This window comes from Vibrio sp. 1078-1, assembly GCF_033340475.1.
On sequence record NZ_JAWOWM010000002.1, the window covers coordinates 23,518 to 41,932 of the forward strand.

At 40.5% G+C, this 18,415-nt stretch carries 16 protein-coding genes; 4 read left to right on the forward strand and 12 right to left on the reverse strand.

Translation table 11 applies throughout. The annotated features are described in order from the left end of the window. Positions 1-192 precede the first annotated feature (192 nt). The 6 genes from R7190_RS04080 to R7190_RS04105 form a co-directional block, all read right to left on the reverse strand. Positions 193-744 carry a BrnT family toxin gene (locus R7190_RS04080; RefSeq protein WP_158159595.1) on the reverse strand — a complete coding sequence of 184 codons (552 nt, stop codon included), beginning with the start codon at positions 742-744 and terminating at the stop codon, positions 193-195. Positions 745-786: 42 nt separating this feature from the next. After that, positions 787-1,356 (reverse strand): GNAT family N-acetyltransferase, encoded by a 570-nt coding sequence (locus R7190_RS04085; protein WP_158159596.1) that lies wholly within the window; start codon positions 1,354-1,356, stop codon positions 787-789. Between the two features lie 157 nt (positions 1,357-1,513). Beyond that, the gene (locus R7190_RS04090) at positions 1,514-1,870 is read right to left on the reverse strand and encodes a hypothetical protein (protein WP_158159597.1); all 357 of its coding nucleotides are present in this window, start codon (positions 1,868-1,870) and stop codon (positions 1,514-1,516) included. A 313-nt stretch (positions 1,871-2,183) separates the two neighbouring features. Further along, positions 2,184-3,209, reverse strand: a complete 1,026-nt coding sequence (locus R7190_RS04095) for a hypothetical protein (protein WP_158159598.1) — start codon at positions 3,207-3,209, stop codon at positions 2,184-2,186. 591 nt (positions 3,210-3,800) lie between these two features. After that, positions 3,801-4,250 carry a GNAT family N-acetyltransferase gene (locus R7190_RS04100; protein ID WP_158159600.1) on the reverse strand — a complete coding sequence of 150 codons (450 nt, stop codon included), beginning with the start codon at positions 4,248-4,250 and terminating at the stop codon, positions 3,801-3,803. Positions 4,251-4,471: 221 nt separating this feature from the next. Further along, complete coding sequence (locus R7190_RS04105; protein ID WP_065646511.1) at positions 4,472-6,007, reverse strand: EAL domain-containing protein; 1,536 nt, start codon at positions 6,005-6,007, stop codon at positions 4,472-4,474. Between the two features lie 494 nt (positions 6,008-6,501). Here R7190_RS04105 and R7190_RS04110 point away from each other — a divergent pair, with 494 nt between their 5' ends. The 3 genes from R7190_RS04110 (at position 6,502) to R7190_RS04120 (ending at position 8,852) form a co-directional block, all read left to right on the forward strand. Then, on the forward strand, positions 6,502-7,680 hold the full coding sequence (locus R7190_RS04110; RefSeq protein WP_158159601.1) for a methyltransferase domain-containing protein: 1,179 nt from the start codon (positions 6,502-6,504) through the stop codon (positions 7,678-7,680). A gap of 10 nt (positions 7,681-7,690) precedes the next feature. Next, a complete protein-coding gene (locus tag R7190_RS04115) occupies positions 7,691-8,233 on the forward strand; it encodes a GNAT family N-acetyltransferase (RefSeq protein WP_065767030.1) in 543 nt (180 codons plus the stop codon). A gap of 169 nt (positions 8,234-8,402) precedes the next feature. Next, positions 8,403-8,852 carry a GNAT family N-acetyltransferase gene (locus tag R7190_RS04120; RefSeq protein ID WP_047101822.1) on the forward strand — a complete coding sequence of 150 codons (450 nt, stop codon included), beginning with the start codon at positions 8,403-8,405 and terminating at the stop codon, positions 8,850-8,852. Between the two features lie 205 nt (positions 8,853-9,057). Here the strand turns inward: R7190_RS04120 and R7190_RS04125 are convergent, their stop codons facing one another. The 6 genes from R7190_RS04125 to R7190_RS04150 all read right to left on the reverse strand — a co-directional run bounded on the left by R7190_RS04125 (position 9,058) and on the right by R7190_RS04150 (position 16,730). Next, positions 9,058-10,812 (reverse strand): ATP-binding protein, encoded by a 1,755-nt coding sequence (locus R7190_RS04125; protein ID WP_206969664.1) that lies wholly within the window; start codon positions 10,810-10,812, stop codon positions 9,058-9,060. Positions 10,813-10,828: 16 nt separating this feature from the next. Continuing rightward, on the reverse strand, positions 10,829-10,966 hold the full coding sequence (locus tag R7190_RS04130; protein WP_157664337.1) for a hypothetical protein: 138 nt from the start codon (positions 10,964-10,966) through the stop codon (positions 10,829-10,831). A gap of 330 nt (positions 10,967-11,296) precedes the next feature. Continuing rightward, positions 11,297-11,947: an HNH endonuclease gene (locus R7190_RS04135; RefSeq protein ID WP_029844912.1), complete on the reverse strand. Its 651-nt coding sequence runs from the start codon at positions 11,945-11,947 to the stop codon at positions 11,297-11,299. Then, positions 11,940-13,337: an ATP-binding protein gene (locus tag R7190_RS04140; protein ID WP_158159603.1), complete on the reverse strand. Its 1,398-nt coding sequence runs from the start codon at positions 13,335-13,337 to the stop codon at positions 11,940-11,942. The genes R7190_RS04135 and R7190_RS04140 overlap by 8 nt, the downstream gene beginning before the upstream one ends. Positions 13,338-13,602: 265 nt before the next feature. Further along, positions 13,603-15,021 carry a UvrD-helicase domain-containing protein gene (locus R7190_RS04145; protein ID WP_158159604.1) on the reverse strand — a complete coding sequence of 473 codons (1,419 nt, stop codon included), beginning with the start codon at positions 15,019-15,021 and terminating at the stop codon, positions 13,603-13,605. Beyond that, a complete protein-coding gene (locus R7190_RS04150; protein WP_158159605.1) occupies positions 15,021-16,730 on the reverse strand; it encodes an ATP-dependent nuclease in 1,710 nt (569 codons plus the stop codon). The genes R7190_RS04145 and R7190_RS04150 overlap by 1 nt, the downstream gene beginning before the upstream one ends. A gap of 473 nt (positions 16,731-17,203) precedes the next feature. Here R7190_RS04150 and R7190_RS04155 point away from each other — a divergent pair, with 473 nt between their 5' ends. Next, a complete protein-coding gene (locus R7190_RS04155) occupies positions 17,204-18,415 on the forward strand; it encodes a TniQ family protein (protein ID WP_065646502.1) in 1,212 nt (403 codons plus the stop codon).

Genomic DNA, 18,415 nt, shown 5'->3' on the forward strand with positions numbered 1-18,415 from the left:
AACTCTGAGTTCAAACTTGTACCTCCGATGAGAGCTAGGGCCGCATTAAGGTGATGTGAGCAACGCCACCACCAAACCTAAACCATTGCACCTTAAACACAAAACCCAACGATGGAATGAAAAATGCCAAGCGTTGGGAGTCACTCTTAAATGCTTGTAGAATGCGGTTTTCACTCAATCACTAACACAACATCAAGCTAAACCCTGTTTATAAATATTCGTTTCATTTTCTCGCGCTCTTCGGACTGATATAACCCTTTGTTTTATTAATCCGAACTCTCCTCGTAGAGTAGAAACTAACACCCATACTTTCCCGTTGCTTTCAAAAATATATGTATCTCGAACAGGGTCAGTGTTTGCCATTGTTTGTTGGATTCCTAGCTTCTCATAATCTAATGATTCTAGGGATTCCCAACTCTTTGATGCTATCCGAATAGATCTACTATCCGCCTCTAAAGCGGTTACAGCATCTTTAAACGATATTCCATGCTTTTCTGCGTTTGTTTGGTCTTTGTTTTCGTCCCAATCCCAGCGAGAACGGTGCGGATCAAAACTAACAAATTTGTCGCAACTTTCGTTGGCCGGACTATTAACTGGAGGAGGCCAGCCATCTAAGTATCGTTCTTCTTTCCCACACCTCAATGAAATACCATCCGGTAAATCAGACTCGGATATGAGTCCTGAAACGTCAATGAGAAATGTACAATTCGAACACGTATTTTCCATAAGTTCATTTTCATCCATTGAGTAGAGAGTTTCATAGCATTCTAACGCCGCATTATATTTTTATTTCAACCCAGCGATAGTTCTAAGATCGTTGTCATTGAGGAAAAATATTGGTGCTTCCATAGTGTCTTCAGAAGAAGTCATTACCGACAAACCTGAATACAAACCTTTAGACAATTGAAACTGGTCATTTTCGGGCATTTGAAAAGGTTGAACATAACGAAAGCCATTTTTCTCGTAAAAATCAACTTTACTATCAGGGCATACCAAATTAACACTACTCACTGAATCTGTTAGACTCTTTAAAATATTTGTACCTAACCCATTGTTTCTATACGGTTCATGTACAAATATTTTGTGTAGATAAGTCGCTGGATGCTGAGGGTGAATAAACAACAAAGCAAACCCGTACAAAGTTTCACCTTCGTGCTGCACCGCAACTTTTAAATGACCCGCGTTGTAACACTCCCTCAAAACATCGGAAATATAACCTAGCGCTACTTTTTGCTTTTGTTCGTCAAAATCAAATGCCAACGAAACCATTACTGTTGATAGCATGATATCACTGAGCATTCCTTCAGCTTCAATTTTGAATATTTCATCTAAGAAAAACTCCGGTCTAATTTCCATAACTATATCCCTATATGTTAAATACGATCTGAAAAATATAACTCCCAATTAAGGTGTGAGCTACGCTACCACAGCACTAAATTTTGACGCCATAAACACCGAGCTAAACCAGAACCAAAAGTGCCAAACGTGGTGAATCACTCTTAAATTGTTAGCACTAAAACTCTTCGATTGTGTCACGCTCTTCAAGATGCGATGTATCGAACTCGATGTAGCCATTTTCATCCATTGAAAACACTACATAATCTTCACATTCACCGCATTCATCCATATTTGAGCAGCCACGATATACAAACCAATCATAAGAGTAATCCAACTGATATTCACCATTATCTTGATACGTAACCTCCCCGATATCGATTCCATTGATATTCTCGGCACGACTATCAATATGAGAAAGATCTGGGATAAGAGAACGTTCAAAACTTGCTTTATTTGCCGTTAGGAATTTTTCTAAAGCACGACAAATTGCCTGTCCATTAGAAAATGGTTGCCCATCATTAGTAAAAACCATCAGTACACCTTAAATTTATCAAATTTAGCCATAAAAATTTTTATGACCATGTTTTATATGCATTTTTACCGCTTTCTTGCGACTAACCCGCACATGTTAAACACATACAGAACTCTTCACTAAAAACATTCCCTGGACAGAACCTTGTTAACGTTAAGGCTCTTGAAGTGAAAGTTTTCATTAGAAAAAATATGGTAATTAGACAAGCTGTATCGTCTGTGTTAGCTCTTGCCCCAAGTACAATTTTCCTCGCCTCGCATCAGAAATACCAATGAAATGCGTAGTGTTCCACCTCCAAGCTGACAGCCAAATTCTATAGCTCTTGTGTATTCTTAACTACGAATGCTTGCATGTTGGTATTAGGCTGTTCTACCTCGAATTTACCGTAAGTAGTCCTTAACTGTTGCCACAGGTTTGTCAACTTACCTTGCCTTCTGTGAAACGGATGGATCCATGCTGTAGATAAATAAGCATCATCGTCTTTGGGAGCCACCATCGTTACTTGCCCTATTAAACACTCCCTAACTTCCTGGCTGTCGATCATTCGAATGTCTTCGACTATTGGGTAGACAGCAACATTCTCCCAACCGTCATACGACGTATCCCAATTAAATCCGTCCTTACATTCCTTGGATTGGTAACGCCGCAATGCCACGCATGCTTCTTTTTGCCAAGTTGGTGAGTTCAAAGTGATTGGGTTGTCATACTTACAACCAATAGGGGCTGGTATAGGACGAATGATTAAACTTTGGGCTTCTGCATAAAACAAATCTGCCAGAGAACCCTCAATACTATTTGATATTGAGGAGTGTAGGTTTATTAATCCAAAGTGTTCTTCATTGAGATTGCCCTGATTATAAGATTTATTATTAACAGTAATGCTTTCTTGATCTTGTTGATTCAATCCTCTTAAAACTTGGGGGGGATTGAAGTCGATAACATGCATGGTTCCAGATGGTAATTTTTTGAACCAGTGAAGACTGTCTGCCCAATAAAATTGACTTGGGCTGCAACGGCACATCTCTACTAACTTTAGTAGAGCTTCCTCAGCCGAAGTGTTTGGTAATCTCAATAACTCACAATTAAATCTTTCTGGTGGTGTTCTTGGATAATGTTCTATACAAAAGTCTTTAAGTAGTTTTGCAGCGCACTCATTTTCATCGCCATAACTCACAAAAATGACTGGTTTATCATTATAATTGGCTTCGTTTTCAATTAAACAGTCGATCGCAAAACCTGTACCTTGAATGACTTTCTTAATGTTTAAAAAGTGTCGTTCAGCATTCAGGCTGTCTGTAATTTTCGAGATATACTCTTGTTTTTTTTCTCTTAGTGTCACTCTCTCACCTCAGCCACTTCAAAGCTTTTCTTGTACTGCCAATGCCATTTTTTTGATAGTAGGTCCTTTCAAACCAAGACTATTGCGATTTAGGTTCGAATCGCTCATATATTGAATATTCGATATTCAGGCGCAATGATACTGCTTTGAACTATTTATAGTGCTTATGCGTGATCGCTGTGTTTTAATTGAAGCCCAGTTTTTGTGGGTTGAATCCACATGTAGATAGTAAAGATAAGAAACGAAGAAAGTTGCGCCAATAGTCGTGAGCTTATCGCCGCCCTCAAATAAAAATATATGTCGCTCAGAACCTGTAGGTGTCATTCCGTTATCCATCGTATGCTTTCCTAGATCAAGTTAATGTTAGTCATTAGATAAAATAGGTCAATCTAGACTCAAAATATTGCCTTAACCTTTCAACTCTAAATCGTTACGGGGCAAAAGCGTTCTGCCGAGGGAACAATCGCGCTGAGCTCTTTTATTGGTTGATGTCATAACACTCCCCAATTTTTTAGACTGAAAAGTGTCCACCTAATTTAGAGCAGGGCATTAGTCAGAAAACAGCCGAGATTCACTCGGCTGTTTCTTTATTTACTTGACTATATGTACATAGTTATAGAATTCGACATCTCTCACGTACCCATGCTTTTCATACACAGATTGAGCTGTTTTGTTTTCTATACCTGTACTTAACACAACAAAGGCTGAATCGGTTTCCTTGGCTAGTTGATCTGCTTGTTCCAACAAGCGTTCGCCAATCCCTCGCTTTCTCTGAGATGAATCTACATACAAATCGTATAGAACCCAAATCTTACGCATTTCTAGCGAACAAAAAAGTGGATATAGCTGAGCAAAACCAAGCACATGCCCACTTTCATCGGCTGCGTAATACACGACAGATTCTTCATTCTCAATACGGGAACCGATAAAAGACGCTGGATCTTTACCTGAAATATCGACTTGGTAAAATTCAAGATACTTTAGGTAAAGTGGTACAATTTCTACAACGTCAAAGGCGTCCGCTTTTCTCACAACAATCATAACAAAACCTCAAAGGCATATGGGATGCCAAAAACCATATTCCTAATAGGTCTATTGTCAAATGTAGTATATATAATTTATGTTTTTTCGCTTCGATGAGTTTCCATTGCTTTCACTCCATCGATAAAGCGAACGTTTTTTTAATATATAGACAAGCAAGTTCAAATCCTGTGAGCGGTACCAATTAATCTCGACGTTCGACCATCATACCTAGTATCTGTTTAAGCCCCTTCTTTTTCACCATACTCTTGCAAAAACTCTTCTAATGGTATGGGTTTTGAAAAAAGAAAACCCTGTAAGTATTTGACATGATAGTTAGCCAAATATTCTTGCTGTTCTTCCGTTTCAACACCTTCAGCAACAATCTCGAGAGAGAGTCGATTCGCTAACTCTATCGTACTTTCAACTAAGTGCCTGGAGGTAGGGTTACTGCCCACTCCTTGAACAAACATTTGGTCTATTTTTATGTAGTTGACTTGAAATTTTTGAAGGTTAGCAAGACTCGAATGCCCAGTACCAAAATCGTCTATCGCGATTTTACATCCTAATTTTTTTAGGTCGCTAAACAACACCTCGGTTGATTCAGAAAAATCCAATACTTCTCGTTCAGTTAACTCCAAAACAAGCATGATATTTTCTTGATTTACAGTTTGAATAAACTCTTTACACTCATTCGCCAAACCCATTCCACGACAATGCTGGGGTGATATATTGACGCCGACGTGAAATGGCTTCGTTAGATGACTACTGTAGTCACACAGTTGCTTTGCCGTTTCCTTTAACAGTAACTCAGTCATTGGGACTATTAGACCTGATTCTTCAGCTTGGGGAATAAATAAGTCTGGACGTACCACACCTTGAATAGGGTGCAACCAACGCATTAAAATTTCCACGCCCTCTATTTCTCGTGTTTTAGCATTAACAACGGCCTGAGCATAAGGAACGAACTCCTTTTTTTTGATGGCTCTCTTTAACTCTTCATCAAGACTTTGGGGACGAGTTGTATGCCACCAATAGTAAACCAGGAATGAAAGTTGTATTAACAGAATTAATAGAATGTAGAATTTTTTTTCGTGCCAAAACGCTTCCTGTAGTGAAGAGTATGAAAAGCCAACAGAGATGCTATAGGGAAAAAAGTCAGATTTAGAACTCTCCACCCCAACAAGCTGTTTCGTTGGGTCACGATTTAAAAGAGCACCGTTTTGATCTAGCCATATCTTACCCAAAGAGAAATAGGCAAGGTGAGAATCCAGTGTTGAGCTAAAGAGAGTTTGTCTAAGATGAAGCGCGTCAATTCCACTTAATGCCGCCATGTCATCCTTATTGGTACGCAGGACGATAAGTGGGTGGTTTTGTGCTACCTGACTTCCAGGCATTAACAGTAACTTATCCAAGACATACCTCTCGTCATCATCCTCAAATACCCTATCTCCCCAAAGGGAAGTGCAGTTTATATAACCGTCAACTGATATATTTGTTGTTCTAACATAAGGTATTGATGCCGCAATCTTTCTTAACTCATAAGATGCCTCATCACAGTTATTCCCTCTCAGTGCTAAGCTTAAGGTTCTCTCATTTGCTTCTTCAGCGTAAAAGAAAATGGAGTCAATTTTATGGACGATACTATCAGCCCTATCTAGCGCTTGTTCTTGCAACGAACTCAAAAAAGTTTTATACGAAAGCTGCAAAACTATTAGACTAAGGATGATACTTGCTAGGGTAACGAACAGTGGTCTGACTCTACTTAAGTCTATCATTTGGCTACCTAATCCCTTACTGCCCACGTTAATCTAGTTACGTGTTGTAGCAACTCTTTTAATATTGTTTCAATATATCTGAATTGTTCTATTGTTCCTAGCTTTCTCACACACCGTAAATACGCCTACCTCTTCCGCTTTAAATCAAAAGTTTCTTCGCACTTAAATAAGATTTTATACCCTAAAAATAGAGTCGTACGGCACCATGGATCCTAGTTTTGAAAGGATCTAATAAAACACGCTAACGGCAAACATGTTGGGATGCTTTCGGGTCGCAATGTTTATGGCTAATAACTTTGCTAATTTAGTCATCAATAAGTAAGGTCTGGTATTGAGCATTGACTGCTAGCAACTGACTCAAAGCCTTAAGTAAGACTCAACATCATCTAATTTCTGCCACTGTTGGTGAGAAATTCGAACGAGCCTACTTGACCTGTCTACAACTCTACAGTTCATACTATCCAAATACTAAGAACACTTGAGGCTCATCTCACATGTACTTGATTTCGGAATTGGCAGCAAAGGCGGGTATATCTCGCACCACCTTACTCTATTACGAGAAGTTAGGGCTTATTAACGGCCAGCGCCTTGATAATGGATATCGCTATTACAGCGAAAACGATTTGCAGCGACTGTATTTGATTCAGCAACTTCAAAGCGCAGGACTCTCATTGAAAGAGTGCGAACAGTGCTTAGTCGCGAAGTTAAGTAGAAGCTTATTGGAAAATCGGCTGACGCAACTCAACCATGAAATTGATAAAAAAATCCACGCTCGTGAGTTGCTACTGGCATTACTTGGGGAACGTCCACAAAGAGAGTTACACCATTCCCTGAGTCAAAGTGCGCCTAGCGCTTACTTAAACTGGTTAAGTACGCAGGGTTACAGTGAAAAAGAAGCGCTCCGATTAAAGTGGCTATCAAAAGATATGAACGAACACGAGAGTTACATGAAAGACTTTATGACGGTCTTTGCAACATTAGAAAGATGGGGGCCAGGGAGTCACAAGGACTCTTTAAAAGCGATTTCATTAATGTCGCCTCAGACAATGACCGATATTTTAGACATTGGTTGCGGCACTGGCACCTCAACATTACTGCTAGCCGATAACAGTACCGCGCACATTACCGCCGTGGATAATGAGCCTATTGCCATCGAACAGCTCAATAAAAAAATCCAAAATGCACAGTTACATGAGCGGATTTCTCCTGTTTGTGCCTCCATGACGGAACTGCCATTTCAGGCAAAGAGTTTTGATGCCATTTGGGCGGAAGGCTGTGTCTACATTATGGGAATGGAGAACGCACTAAAACAATGGAAGCCTCTGTTGAAAGACAATGGCGTCTTGATGGTGAGTGATTTGGTTTGGCTCACTGACTCTCCCGACGAAGAGACAAAACAGTTTTGGCTGGCAGACTACCCAGACATTCAATCGATACCTAAACGGCTCGCTCTGTTCAAAAAGCATGGCTACGAAATGATCGAACACTTCTCATTAGGCGTCGATGCATGGCAAAACTACTGGCAACCGCTGCAAAGCCGAGTTGAGGAATTACAAGCTGTTATGCCTGCGTCCCAAGTGTTATTGGACATTAACAAAGAGATTTCGATTTACGAGCGCAGTGCTGCAAAAGATTTTACCTATCAGTACTTTATTTTAAAAATTGCAAACTAGAGATAGATATATGAAATACGCTTTGTACAAACAAGAACAAGCTCAAGAAATCATTACACTGTTCAATAACACATTTTCGGATTCAGAGGGTAAAGAAGAAGGTGCATTAATTGCGAAACTCGTGGAAGACTTTCTCACTTTACCAACCAAAGATGAGGATCTTTATGTGTTTATTGCTCAAGATGAAAGTGAACGCATTGTCGGTAGCATCATTTTCTCTCGCCTATCGTTTCCAAATGGTGAAAACATATTCCTTTTAGCCCCCGTGGCCGTTGCAACAGATTGTCATGGGCAAGGTGTAGGTCAAGGATTGATCAAATTTGGGTTAGCGACACTGAAAGAAAAAGGCGTCACCGTTGCCATTACTTACGGGGATATCAACTTTTACTCAAAAACAGGATTCGCTCCAATCAGTCAGGACATAATTCAAGCTCCGCTAGACTTGTCCTACCCTGAAGGTTGGATTGCACAATCTTTAGTCAGTAAAGCGCTCCCTAACATCGAGGGAAAACCAACATGCTTACCCGCTATCGACAATCCATATTATTGGTAGTTAATTGGCGTGAAAATCCCTTCGTTTCTGAATTTAGATGGCTATGCTTAAACGCTATTTTCTAAGCGGCGCTCTTACCATGCTCACCTAGTCACAACGGACATACCGTGTATGTTCTAAGCAATTATTCTTTGATAACCTTTAGAAACCACTGATAAATTTGAGGGCTATGATGAAAGTAAGAAAAGCCGTTTTAGATGACTTACCCTACCTTGTTAACTTCACTGCTGAAGAAGCAAGAGAGGCTGAGGGGAGTATTAAGATCCCAGAAACACTTGAAAAGGGCATTCTGGTCGCGCTTCGTGACCCTTCAATTGCTACCTATTGGGTTTTAGTTGATGAGAACAACACTCCCGTAGGGAGTGTCTCTGCGGTTCGCGAGTGGAGCGACTGGAACGCTGGTTATTACTGGTGGATTCAAAGCATGTTCTTATCCAAATCCCAGCGAGGCAAGGGTCGTATGTCATTGCTTTTGGATGCGGTAAAACATGAAATGAAAGAACAAAAAGGCTTAGAGCTGCGCCTATATGTCCATAAAGACAACAGCAAGGCTGTTAGGGCTTATCAAAATGCTCATTTTTCTAAGTCCGATTATGAGGTAATGGTTTTAAGTGATTGAGAATGAGTTTTTAGTTAAGTAGTTCCAAATACATATGCTATTGGCAGCTATATGTCACAACTAGCAAAGCAATCCTTGGGGGAGTCGCTATGGGCTCAACGTACCAGTACAATAAAGTGACTCACTACAGCTACTGGAAACATATGAATTATCAGTTTCTTTTTAGTCTTTTTAACGAACATAACAATAGATAAAATTTCTTGGCTCAGCTCTCAATCACATAAGAGCTCTTACTTTCTCGACTTTGTGTAATCGCTTCAGCTAAAGACTCTAGCCTAATAGGTTTTGTTATCACCCCATTTGCACCAGCCCTCATATAACCAGCCGCTGTCTCGTCGGTGACATCAGCGGTGCAGCCAAGAATTGTTCCCTTAAAATCATGTTCATTTCGTATTATGCAAGTGGCTTCTATCCCTCCCATTTTGGGCATCTGGTGATCCATTAAGACGACATTAAAAGGTGCTTTTTGCACTTTTTTTAGCGCCTCCTCACCATTAGAAGCAATACAAACTGTAAAACCAAGTTTTTGGCACATGCGTTTAGCAACGAGTTGGTTCACTCGATTGTCCTCAACAATTAGCACAGTTTCTCCCTCAAAACTCTCTTGTAGTTGGGGAGCTTTTTGTATGTTACTTCGCATTCCAACAGGAGCTATAACTGTAGCTGTGAAGCAGCTTCCAATGCCCAACTCACTAGTAACGGTTACATTACCTCCCATTGCTAAGCATAATTTTTTGACTATTGATAGACCTAATCCTGTGCCACCAAAGTCATGCATTGTCCTTATCTCTGCTTGTTCAAAAGGATTAAAGATACTTTCTAAACGTGCTGTTGGAATACCTATCCCTGTATCAGAAACTTGGAAGGAGAGTTTTTCTGTCTTAATGTCATACTTTAATACAGCTTTCACCATACCGTCCGAAGTAAACTTGATCGCATTACCCACTAAGTTAAAAACAATTTGACGGATGCGAACGATATCTCCTTTTAGAACTAAGTTATTGGGAAGCTCTTTAGTGTCAAAAACAAGTTGGATACTTTTATCATTAGCTTGTGGTTTGAACGCATTCATTATAGGTATTAACAATTGATTGATATCAAACTCTTCTTCGCTAAGGTCTAACTTTCCTTGTTCTAACTTCGAAAAGTCTAGAATTTCATTAATAATCACCATAAGGTGCTCACCTGACTCTAGTAAAGTAGTCAAGTGTTCCCGAATTTTAGGATCTTTATTATCTGATATGAGCAGTTGAGTCATGCCGATAACGCCATTCATCGGAGTGCGAATTTCATGACTCATGGTTGCTAAAAACATAGATTTAGCGTGATTGGACTCTTCAGCTTTTTTTACCGCAGCTTGGAGAGCCAGTTTGGTCTTTTTTAGTTCAGTTATGTAGTGGCTAAGATATAAAACAATGACCGAAAACGTTAAAGCGGTAGTGAGTATTAATGAGTACACTGCGGCTTTACTCGTTAGAAAAATACTACTCATCAGACGTTCATGAGTGTGTTCGGCCACTTCGTCCATTGAATCTGAAAAAACAATTCGCTCTAATTTCTGTAGGGATAACTTGTTTTCTGTCTGTTGTTTCGCTTCAATTGTCTTCTCAAGTAAGGCTAACTGTCCTCTAGCTGTTTTGGTATAGTCTTCAACCATATGAGAAAGTGAATCCCCTAGCCAAAAAAAATGAGGAAACCTTACGGTAATATCATTGGATGCTTCAGATAGATCATTTAATGCAACGGTTAACTTTTCTATCTGGGTCAATATCTTACTTATTTGTGCGTGATCTTCGCTGTCCAATAAATGGATATAGTTTCTGATATGAACGAGACTCGCGGAGTGGGCTACATGAGAACTCTCTACGGCTTCTAGAAGGTTGCTTTGAGCCTTAAAAGAGAAAAAAGCAATCAAGGTAATAGCTAATCCAACGCCAATGAAAAACTCAAGTATATTCATACTTGGTGGATACCTATTATTCACTAGACTCCTCCAGATGAAACTCATGAATGACAGGGATAACGCTTTGTTTTTCAATGCAATAGAAAAAGAATGCGGCTGTGACCAACAAGAATGCCAGTGCCCCCCACGCAAACATTTTTAACTTAGACAATTATTCGACCTCATCACGTCATGTATACATACAGTCTAGTATGCAACTGGCCGCAAAGCTAACCCTCTGACCTCTCAACCATCTGAAAAATTAAAACAAAAGACTCGTGTTACCATAACTTAAAGTAGCTATAATAAGTTACTATCTGATGGCTTTTATTAAACGATTAGTTGAGTAGTGCAAGTTGCATCACTAACAACGAAATAAAATATCGTATAGTTATAAAGTACTTACCGTGACGATTTTGGACAGAACCTTGTTAGGGAAACTGCTGAGTTACCCATCAATTCATGAGTAGAAGTCCGTCAACTTTGTTAATCTATAGCGCCTTTAATCATCAAGTAGCTCACGCATACGTTCCTTTATTAAATCTACTAGGTGACTGGCGCCTTTCGCTTTCGCATCGCGAAGATCTTCAGCTAAAACCATCATTTCATCAGGCTCAAGGTAGCCAAAGTCGATAGAACGTTGATTCAATTTACACAACCCAATAGTGAAGTGCCCTTTTTTAGTTTTGTCCACATACCAACGGTCACGAAAAATATCGATATGCTCTGCATAATCATCGAAGTGAGGATGGACTAACAAGAAAGCCCCTGACGAAGATGGATACCTTTTCCGCTCTCCGTTGCTAAGTGGCTTTATGGTGTCACGATTCCATTTGATGGAATTACAATCTGCACAAGCAACGCATAAATTTTTAGGATAAAACATATACTTCTTATACATTTCTTTGGGCGCAATGTGCTCGACATGGCAATTTGAAGCAGATTGAACACTGACGTCTTTTCTACAATAAGCACATTTTGCCTTCTGCTCGATTCTGTAATGCTTACGAATATGTGATCTTAAAGCTTGTAATGATTCTTTTTGCTCTTCCTTGGTCCAATCATGGTGGGAAAAGTTTTCATCCCCAACTATTTCCTTGATTAGTTGTTTCTGTTCCTTGGAAAATACTACCTCTTTTTCAATGTCAGCCATATTTACAATAAACCTCATTGAGCATTTCTACCAACTCTATAACGGGGTCATCCTCGTGCAGCATAGATAATTGATCGTTAAGCATTTTTAGTTTTTCTAGATCTTGATTATCGAACTTTTTTTCTGACTTTACCTTTGAGAATACATAAATAGCTGTTTTTATTAGATACTCATTGCTATGGCCAGGGTTGTGAAAGAGAGTGGCAAGATGATAGTCGGATGAACGTAAGCTATGCTTTGAAGCACTTGTAAGTACTTGTTCAGTCATGTCCAATATTTCACAATTTTTAACCGCAATATCTGAAACTATAAGCGGTGAATGAGTTGCAATTATGAAGTGGCACCCAGAATATTCACTAAGGGACTCATTTAAAATTTCAACAAATCTTTGCTGCCAAGAAGGGTGTAAACTAATTTCTGGCTCATCTATTAATATTAAAGAATTATCATCAATAGATGAAATGATGCCTAGAAACAACAAGAACAGACATTGTTCGCCAGAACTTCTAGAAGCTAGAGGTCGTAGTTTTGCACTCTCTGATAACCCTGGTTCGAGAAAACATTGCCCGTTAACTGTTTCAATGTTGGCAACACTTACTAGCCCAGACATGAGCAAATCTGCAAGTTCTCTTGAATTGTATGGGATGGGCTTTTCTTTACATACAGAATCGAGAAGAACACCAGAGTCACTGAAATAAAGCAAAACCTCTGGTTTATCAATGATAAATTCCATTAGAAGAATCAACTCACTGATATCCTCTATCTCATAATATTCATTTGCTTTTCGCAACGCTATTTGAGTTTCAGGAGCAACACCAGGATCACCACTTTTTGCTTTATTCAGTTCATCGAAGGAAAATATAGGTTCTAAGCTAATCTTCAGAACATCATCAAATCCAAAACTTAAAAGAAATTTGCGGAGGGATTGTATTTTTCGAGCATCATAAGTATCCCTCGCTAATAGCTGGTTCAAAGCCGTTGATGCTATGCGAGTAGAAGGTAGTCGGTCAGGAGCAAATGGCTTTGAACCAATGTAGGCATAGTATCCACCTTGTACAAAGTCATTCTTTAACTTCCAGTTTTCGGCAAATTTTTCAAACTGGCTAGTTGATGCACATATAAGTTTTTGAGGAATTTGATGCTCAAAAGCTTTTTCGATCGCGCCCCATTTGAAGTCCTGTTTAAAGTAATCTCGACGTATGACGCGAATATCAGCAGACTTTGAACCCAACAATTCACCAAATAGCATTTGGTAGTAGTTGCAGATATCAAGTAACAACTGGGTTTTTCCGCAACCGTTGTCTCCAATAACTATTGTGAAAGCATTCTCCGCCGAGCTTTCACCTTTAAATAGAGAAGTATCGCCGATTATTCGAGCTCTAAACGCCATCAATCTACCTTTGGTAATACACTGGATTTAATGAGCGATTCTATCATATTAAGAAAAATCAGATGGTTACTAATGCACTTTTTGATGAATTCAGTTGATGAAAGGGCTGTATGACGACGATTACCAGAGTTGTCTGGGGCATTTCTGATTTGGAAATGGCAGGATCGCCTATACGATCACTGCCATGTTAGTTTGATACTTTAATGCTCAGTGAATGAGCTCTATCACTCTCTCGCAGGTGACAACACTACATTTTGCGTAGCAATTAGCTTATTTGATTATTTCGAGAGAAAACGGTGACAGTTTTTGCACCACGAGAAAGTGCAACGTACAGGTGTTTATTGTCCATTCCTCTTTCATTAGCATCGAGAATTAAGCAATGATCGGCTTCCAGTCCTTTAAGTAGCAATGTTGAGCCAATTGCTCGTTTAGGGATTCGGGTATCACCTTTTTGTCTTATTTGCTCCCTTATAATCATTGCAGACTCTGACATAGTTTTATCCGGTGAACTAACCGACAATGATACTAAGTCTTTCAATGCAGTATATGCGCTTCTACGGTATATCCTGGTGCCATTTTTACTCTCAACTTCTTGGAGAGCCGTCAAAATGTCAGAGCGTTCATTGCTACTGGCAACGTTAGATAGAGCGTGTTCAAAGGTGGTTGGTGGTTGCCTGTTTCTTCCACCAAGAATACTTTTAAGACGGGTTAGTGTTCGTGCCATTTCAACATTAGTAGCCATTGTACTCGCTGTAGTAAGAATACTTTCCACCAGATTTATACCGTTTAAACGATCAAACTCGCTAGCTGCAGTAATAACCTGAGCTAATTGGACTTGCTCAACGACTTGAGTCGTACGACTACTTTGCGCGTATCTATGTCGAGACCTTTCGTTCATTGAACTACCAATGACAAGAAAAGAATCAGTCTGATTTTGATTGATTATCCTTTGTTGAGCGTTGTGCTGATTAATAAGGTCAGTCTGAGCGTTTCCTGTTAGTGGACGCCACAGCACGTGGTTCGGGCAGTCAGTAAGATCTAAGCTCTCTCTTCGTAGTAGTGTTTCTCTGGCATCAAGTATCCATTCACCAAGGTCAGGCGCTCCGGCATTGTTCCAACGCCATGGTGTACCTAAGGTACCAAGCAATGGGAACCTTTGCTGCACTTCTTGCTGCCAGTCAGGCATTGGGCCTGCAAAACTGAATATGCATTGCATCGGGTCACCAAAAACCACCGTTGGCAGCACTTGTGAAAGGGAGGCGATGATATTGTGTTGGTTGTTGTCACAATCTTGGTATTCATCGACTAGCAGTCTTGAATATGAAGCCTTTATGATTTCGTGAAGTCCCCCTGAATTAAGAGAACTAAGCACCGATCGCCTGAGTTCCGGATAAAACTGTCGAGGGTTATCGGGGGATGCGCTTATTGGGCAAGATGCCGGAAAACTATTAGCTATTCGAAGCGCCCAACCATCAATAGTTGTCACTACATAATAAGAAGTAGGAACTGATAGTCGGCGTAAGCGCTTCTTAAGAGCGGATACACCAGCAGTTGTATGTGTTAGAACCAATATTGGTTTTTGCGCCCTAATCGACAAAGCTTCCGTAATCAGGTGTGTCTTACCACAACCTGCAGGCGCAACAATTGAACCTAAATCGCTATCGAGAACAGCTTCAATATTCATTAACTATTCGCCCAGCTAAACAGATTATGTACAGGTGTAGTTAACTCTTCGGTGAAAGAACCGTAATTAGGGCCAATAATATATCTACCAACATTTTCTGCGGGTTCTATATCTTTAAACCAGCTCTTTTTATTGGCAGCTCTTGCGAGGGTTGCTCGTTGGTCATCTGTAAATCGGCTAAGGCAATCTTCTAGAGTTACCGACTGATTTGAATAGGCTTGAATATGAGCGTTTATTGAGTCGGCTCCCTTCCTTTCGGCGGCCATATTCAATAGTTTTGGGATAACGCCCGCTGGACAAGCAGTAAAGATAACATCCTCTGTTGCTCTATTATGATCCCATTCAAATACAGAAATACCAGCTGCTATAGCATTTTCTCTGTGCTCTCGATGCTGTTCAGCTTTATCTGAATCCTTAAAAATTGCTGTAGGGTAACCTAGTGACGAAAAAACTTGCGCCCTTGCAAACATGGAATCACCACCGCCGTCCGCGCAATGGACGCCTTTGGATGTAATCGTCTGACCGAAATGAAGGTCTATTCCTCTTACTATTCCAATTTCCGTTTTTCCTTCACATACGATAACACTTTTGCTGAAGAAAGATTCGGCGCAAGCGCGTAACGTTGCTTGTTGTAGACCTTCTCCGTTTAGACTGTATATCGTATGTTGAATACGTTCAGGGTCAAAAGCTTCCTGAGCCGGTGTAGGTCTGCGCATTACGTGAAGTTGTTGAGCCTGCAATTCACGAAGTACGTAAGGCGAGTGAGTTGTGATGAATACTTGCTGCGTTGGCTCAGCATCTTTAGAGCCTAGCTCGTTAAGTAAACGAGTAATTCGATATGGCTCTAATCCGTATTCAGCTTCATCAACAATGATTACTTTAGAGTTACTGGCCGCTTTCTGCAGGCCGCTAATTAGAAGTCTGGACGAACCTGTTCCTAATTGTCTAAGAGGAGTATTATCACTGTTGTGAAGACTTATAGCACCATTAGATAAGGAGATTCCATTCACATCTAATAATGCTTTCAGTTCGCCAACAGGAACACCTAAGCCATTGGATATATTCTGGACTTGTTGCAAAACGCCAGCAACCCCTTCAACTTGCTGTTGTGCGAAGGCTTCACGAGTTTGCCTTCCTAACTGCGCAAGAGTGCTTGATACATCCAATGTCTCTTCAGAAAGCTTGTTAAGGATTGAACGGCTTCCCCAGGCAAGGTTCTGGTGCGCAGTTGTTCCTAAGCGAGCGGGAGATAAAAGCTCTCTATGTCTCCATGGTAATCTACGTTCTAATCCATCCGCTTCAGCCCTTTCCGAATACAGTCGCCAATCTGGGTCTAAGTCAGAATCTACAGTTAATTTTATGGTTAGAACAGGTTCAGTACCTTGCTGAGGCTCATCAAGGATTTCTTGAGTAGTAGCATTGTACCCCCTTAAGAAGAATCCATAGCTTTCGATATTCTTCAGATCATCATGCAGGTCACCTAGGGTGATTGTTATCGATAGTGGAGATTGGATATTAAGTTGGTAAAAATCAGCATCGTTGAATGAATAAGAACGTCGTGCACCGAGCGTAAGATCGATAGCATCTAATAGTGTAGATTTACCTGAATCACCGGGGCCAATTAGGCAATTTAATCCTGGCTTTGGGTGCCATGATAGTTTTTTGATTGTTCTAAAGTTTTGTATTTCTATATGGCGTATAACTGACATGAATAATTCTCTGCGTATCAAACTAACAAACTTACACCAGTATACGCCTGGCATCTGCTAGAGAATAAGATCACCAGCACTGATTTGATATTTTATGACACTACGCACTTAATGCTGGCGCTCAATAAATGAGGATTGATTGCGGTGCAACAAAAACTGAGTAGAAGTGCAGCAGCCACGATTAGTCCATTTCCACCCTGGTTGAGGGTAGGTGAAGCTCGTACTAGCTATGGAATGGGGTAACTGCTTGTTACCCAAATTAATTTTATGGCTGCTAGCGCTTCGTCCAGCACGTTTTGGGGCAGAACCTTCTTAGATCGTTCGCATCACAGTTTGTGATCACCAAGCGATTCTGTCGTATATTGGATGAGTTCGTAGGCGTTTTTTTGCAAAACACATTGGCTTCTATGGTTGCAATATATGAAATATCTTCGATACTAAAACTTAGACATTCTAAGTTTTAGTGGTGACATGTGGAAACGGACATTCAACTTTACCCTGATGAATCGCTCGAAAGCTTCTTGTTGCGCTTATCGCATGAACAAGGCTACGAGCGATTTTCTCATTTCGCCGAAGACATCTGGTTCGACACCATGGATCAGCATGAGGCGATTGCTGGTGCTTTCCCCTTAGAGCTCGAACGAGTCAATATCTACCACGCTCAAACCACAAGCCAAATGCGAGTGCGGGTTCTTATTCATCTTGAGAACCAATTAAAACTCAATAACTTTGGTGTACTGCGCTTAGCTTTATCACATTCAAAAGCTCAATTCTCTTCTCAATACAAAGCAGTACACAGATTCGGTTCTGACTACCCTTATACTTTTCTTCGCAAACGCTTCACGCCTATTTGCCCTCTGTGTGTTGACGAAGCACCCTACATTCGCCAGCAGTGGCAACTTATCTCTCACCAAGCTTGTGAACACCATGGCTGTAAACTGGTTCATCACTGTCCTGAGTGTAAGTCGAGACTTGAATACCAAAGCACCGAGAGTATTAGTCAATGTGAATGTGGGTATGAACTCCGAAACTCGCCAGTCGAAGATGCGCCAGAGGCTGAGGTATTGGTCGCTCGATGGTTGTCAGGAAATGATTCAAAACCCTTGGGATTGTTAACAGGGGAAATGACGTTATCTGAGCGCTATGGCTTTTTACTTTGGTATATAAATCGTTATGGTGATATCGATGACCTCAGTTTTGAGTCATTCATTGAATATTGTTGCGCTTGGCCAACGGCACTGTGGCAAGACCTCGATGCCTTGAAAGAGAAGGCAGAACTTGTTCGAGTAAAAGATTGGAAGAAGGTGTTTTTCAATGAAGCCTTCGATACTCTGCTTAAAGGTTGTCGTCAGTTACCTAGTCGGCAGTTGAGTCACAATACCGTACTGACACAGGTGTTAGCTTACTTTACTCAGCTCATGGCAACAGTTCCATCAAGCGTGAAAGGAAATATCGGTGATGCACTGCTCAGCCCTCTAGAAGCTTCTACATTGCTTTCTTGTACAACAGATGAGGTATATCGGCTGTATGAGTTTGGTGAGATCAAAGCCGCGATTAAGCCGCGAATGCATACAAAGATAGCGAGTCACGAGTCGGCGTTTACTCTAAGAAGTGTCATCGAAACAAAGCTGACTCGAATGAGCTCTGAAAGTGATGGTTTAAGTGTATATCTACCTGAGTGGTAA

What these genes read in the sequence shown, in the direction of transcription:
- R7190_RS04080 (WP_158159595.1), bottom strand. Translation starts at nt 744, where the DNA reads ATGGATGAAAATGAACTTATGGAAAATACGTGTTCGAATTGTACATTT.
- R7190_RS04085 (WP_158159596.1), bottom strand. Translation starts at nt 1,356, where the DNA reads ATGGAAATTAGACCGGAGTTTTTCTTAGATGAAATATTCAAAATTGAA.
- R7190_RS04090 (WP_158159597.1), bottom strand. Translation starts at nt 1,870, where the DNA reads ATGGTTTTTACTAATGATGGGCAACCATTTTCTAATGGACAGGCAATT.
- R7190_RS04100 (WP_158159600.1), bottom strand. Translation starts at nt 4,250, where the DNA reads ATGATTGTTGTGAGAAAAGCGGACGCCTTTGACGTTGTAGAAATTGTA.
- R7190_RS04105 (WP_065646511.1), bottom strand. Translation starts at nt 6,007, where the DNA reads ATGATAGACTTAAGTAGAGTCAGACCACTGTTCGTTACCCTAGCAAGT.
- R7190_RS04110 (WP_158159601.1), top strand. Translation starts at nt 6,502, where the DNA reads ATGTACTTGATTTCGGAATTGGCAGCAAAGGCGGGTATATCTCGCACC.
- R7190_RS04115 (WP_065767030.1), top strand. Translation starts at nt 7,691, where the DNA reads ATGAAATACGCTTTGTACAAACAAGAACAAGCTCAAGAAATCATTACA.
- R7190_RS04120 (WP_047101822.1), top strand. Translation starts at nt 8,403, where the DNA reads ATGATGAAAGTAAGAAAAGCCGTTTTAGATGACTTACCCTACCTTGTT.
- R7190_RS04125 (WP_206969664.1), bottom strand. Translation starts at nt 10,812, where the DNA reads ATGAATATACTTGAGTTTTTCATTGGCGTTGGATTAGCTATTACCTTG.
- R7190_RS04135 (WP_029844912.1), bottom strand. Translation starts at nt 11,947, where the DNA reads ATGGCTGACATTGAAAAAGAGGTAGTATTTTCCAAGGAACAGAAACAA.
- R7190_RS04140 (WP_158159603.1), bottom strand. Translation starts at nt 13,337, where the DNA reads ATGGCGTTTAGAGCTCGAATAATCGGCGATACTTCTCTATTTAAAGGT.
- R7190_RS04145 (WP_158159604.1), bottom strand. Translation starts at nt 15,021, where the DNA reads ATGAATATTGAAGCTGTTCTCGATAGCGATTTAGGTTCAATTGTTGCG.
- R7190_RS04150 (WP_158159605.1), bottom strand. Translation starts at nt 16,730, where the DNA reads ATGTCAGTTATACGCCATATAGAAATACAAAACTTTAGAACAATCAAA.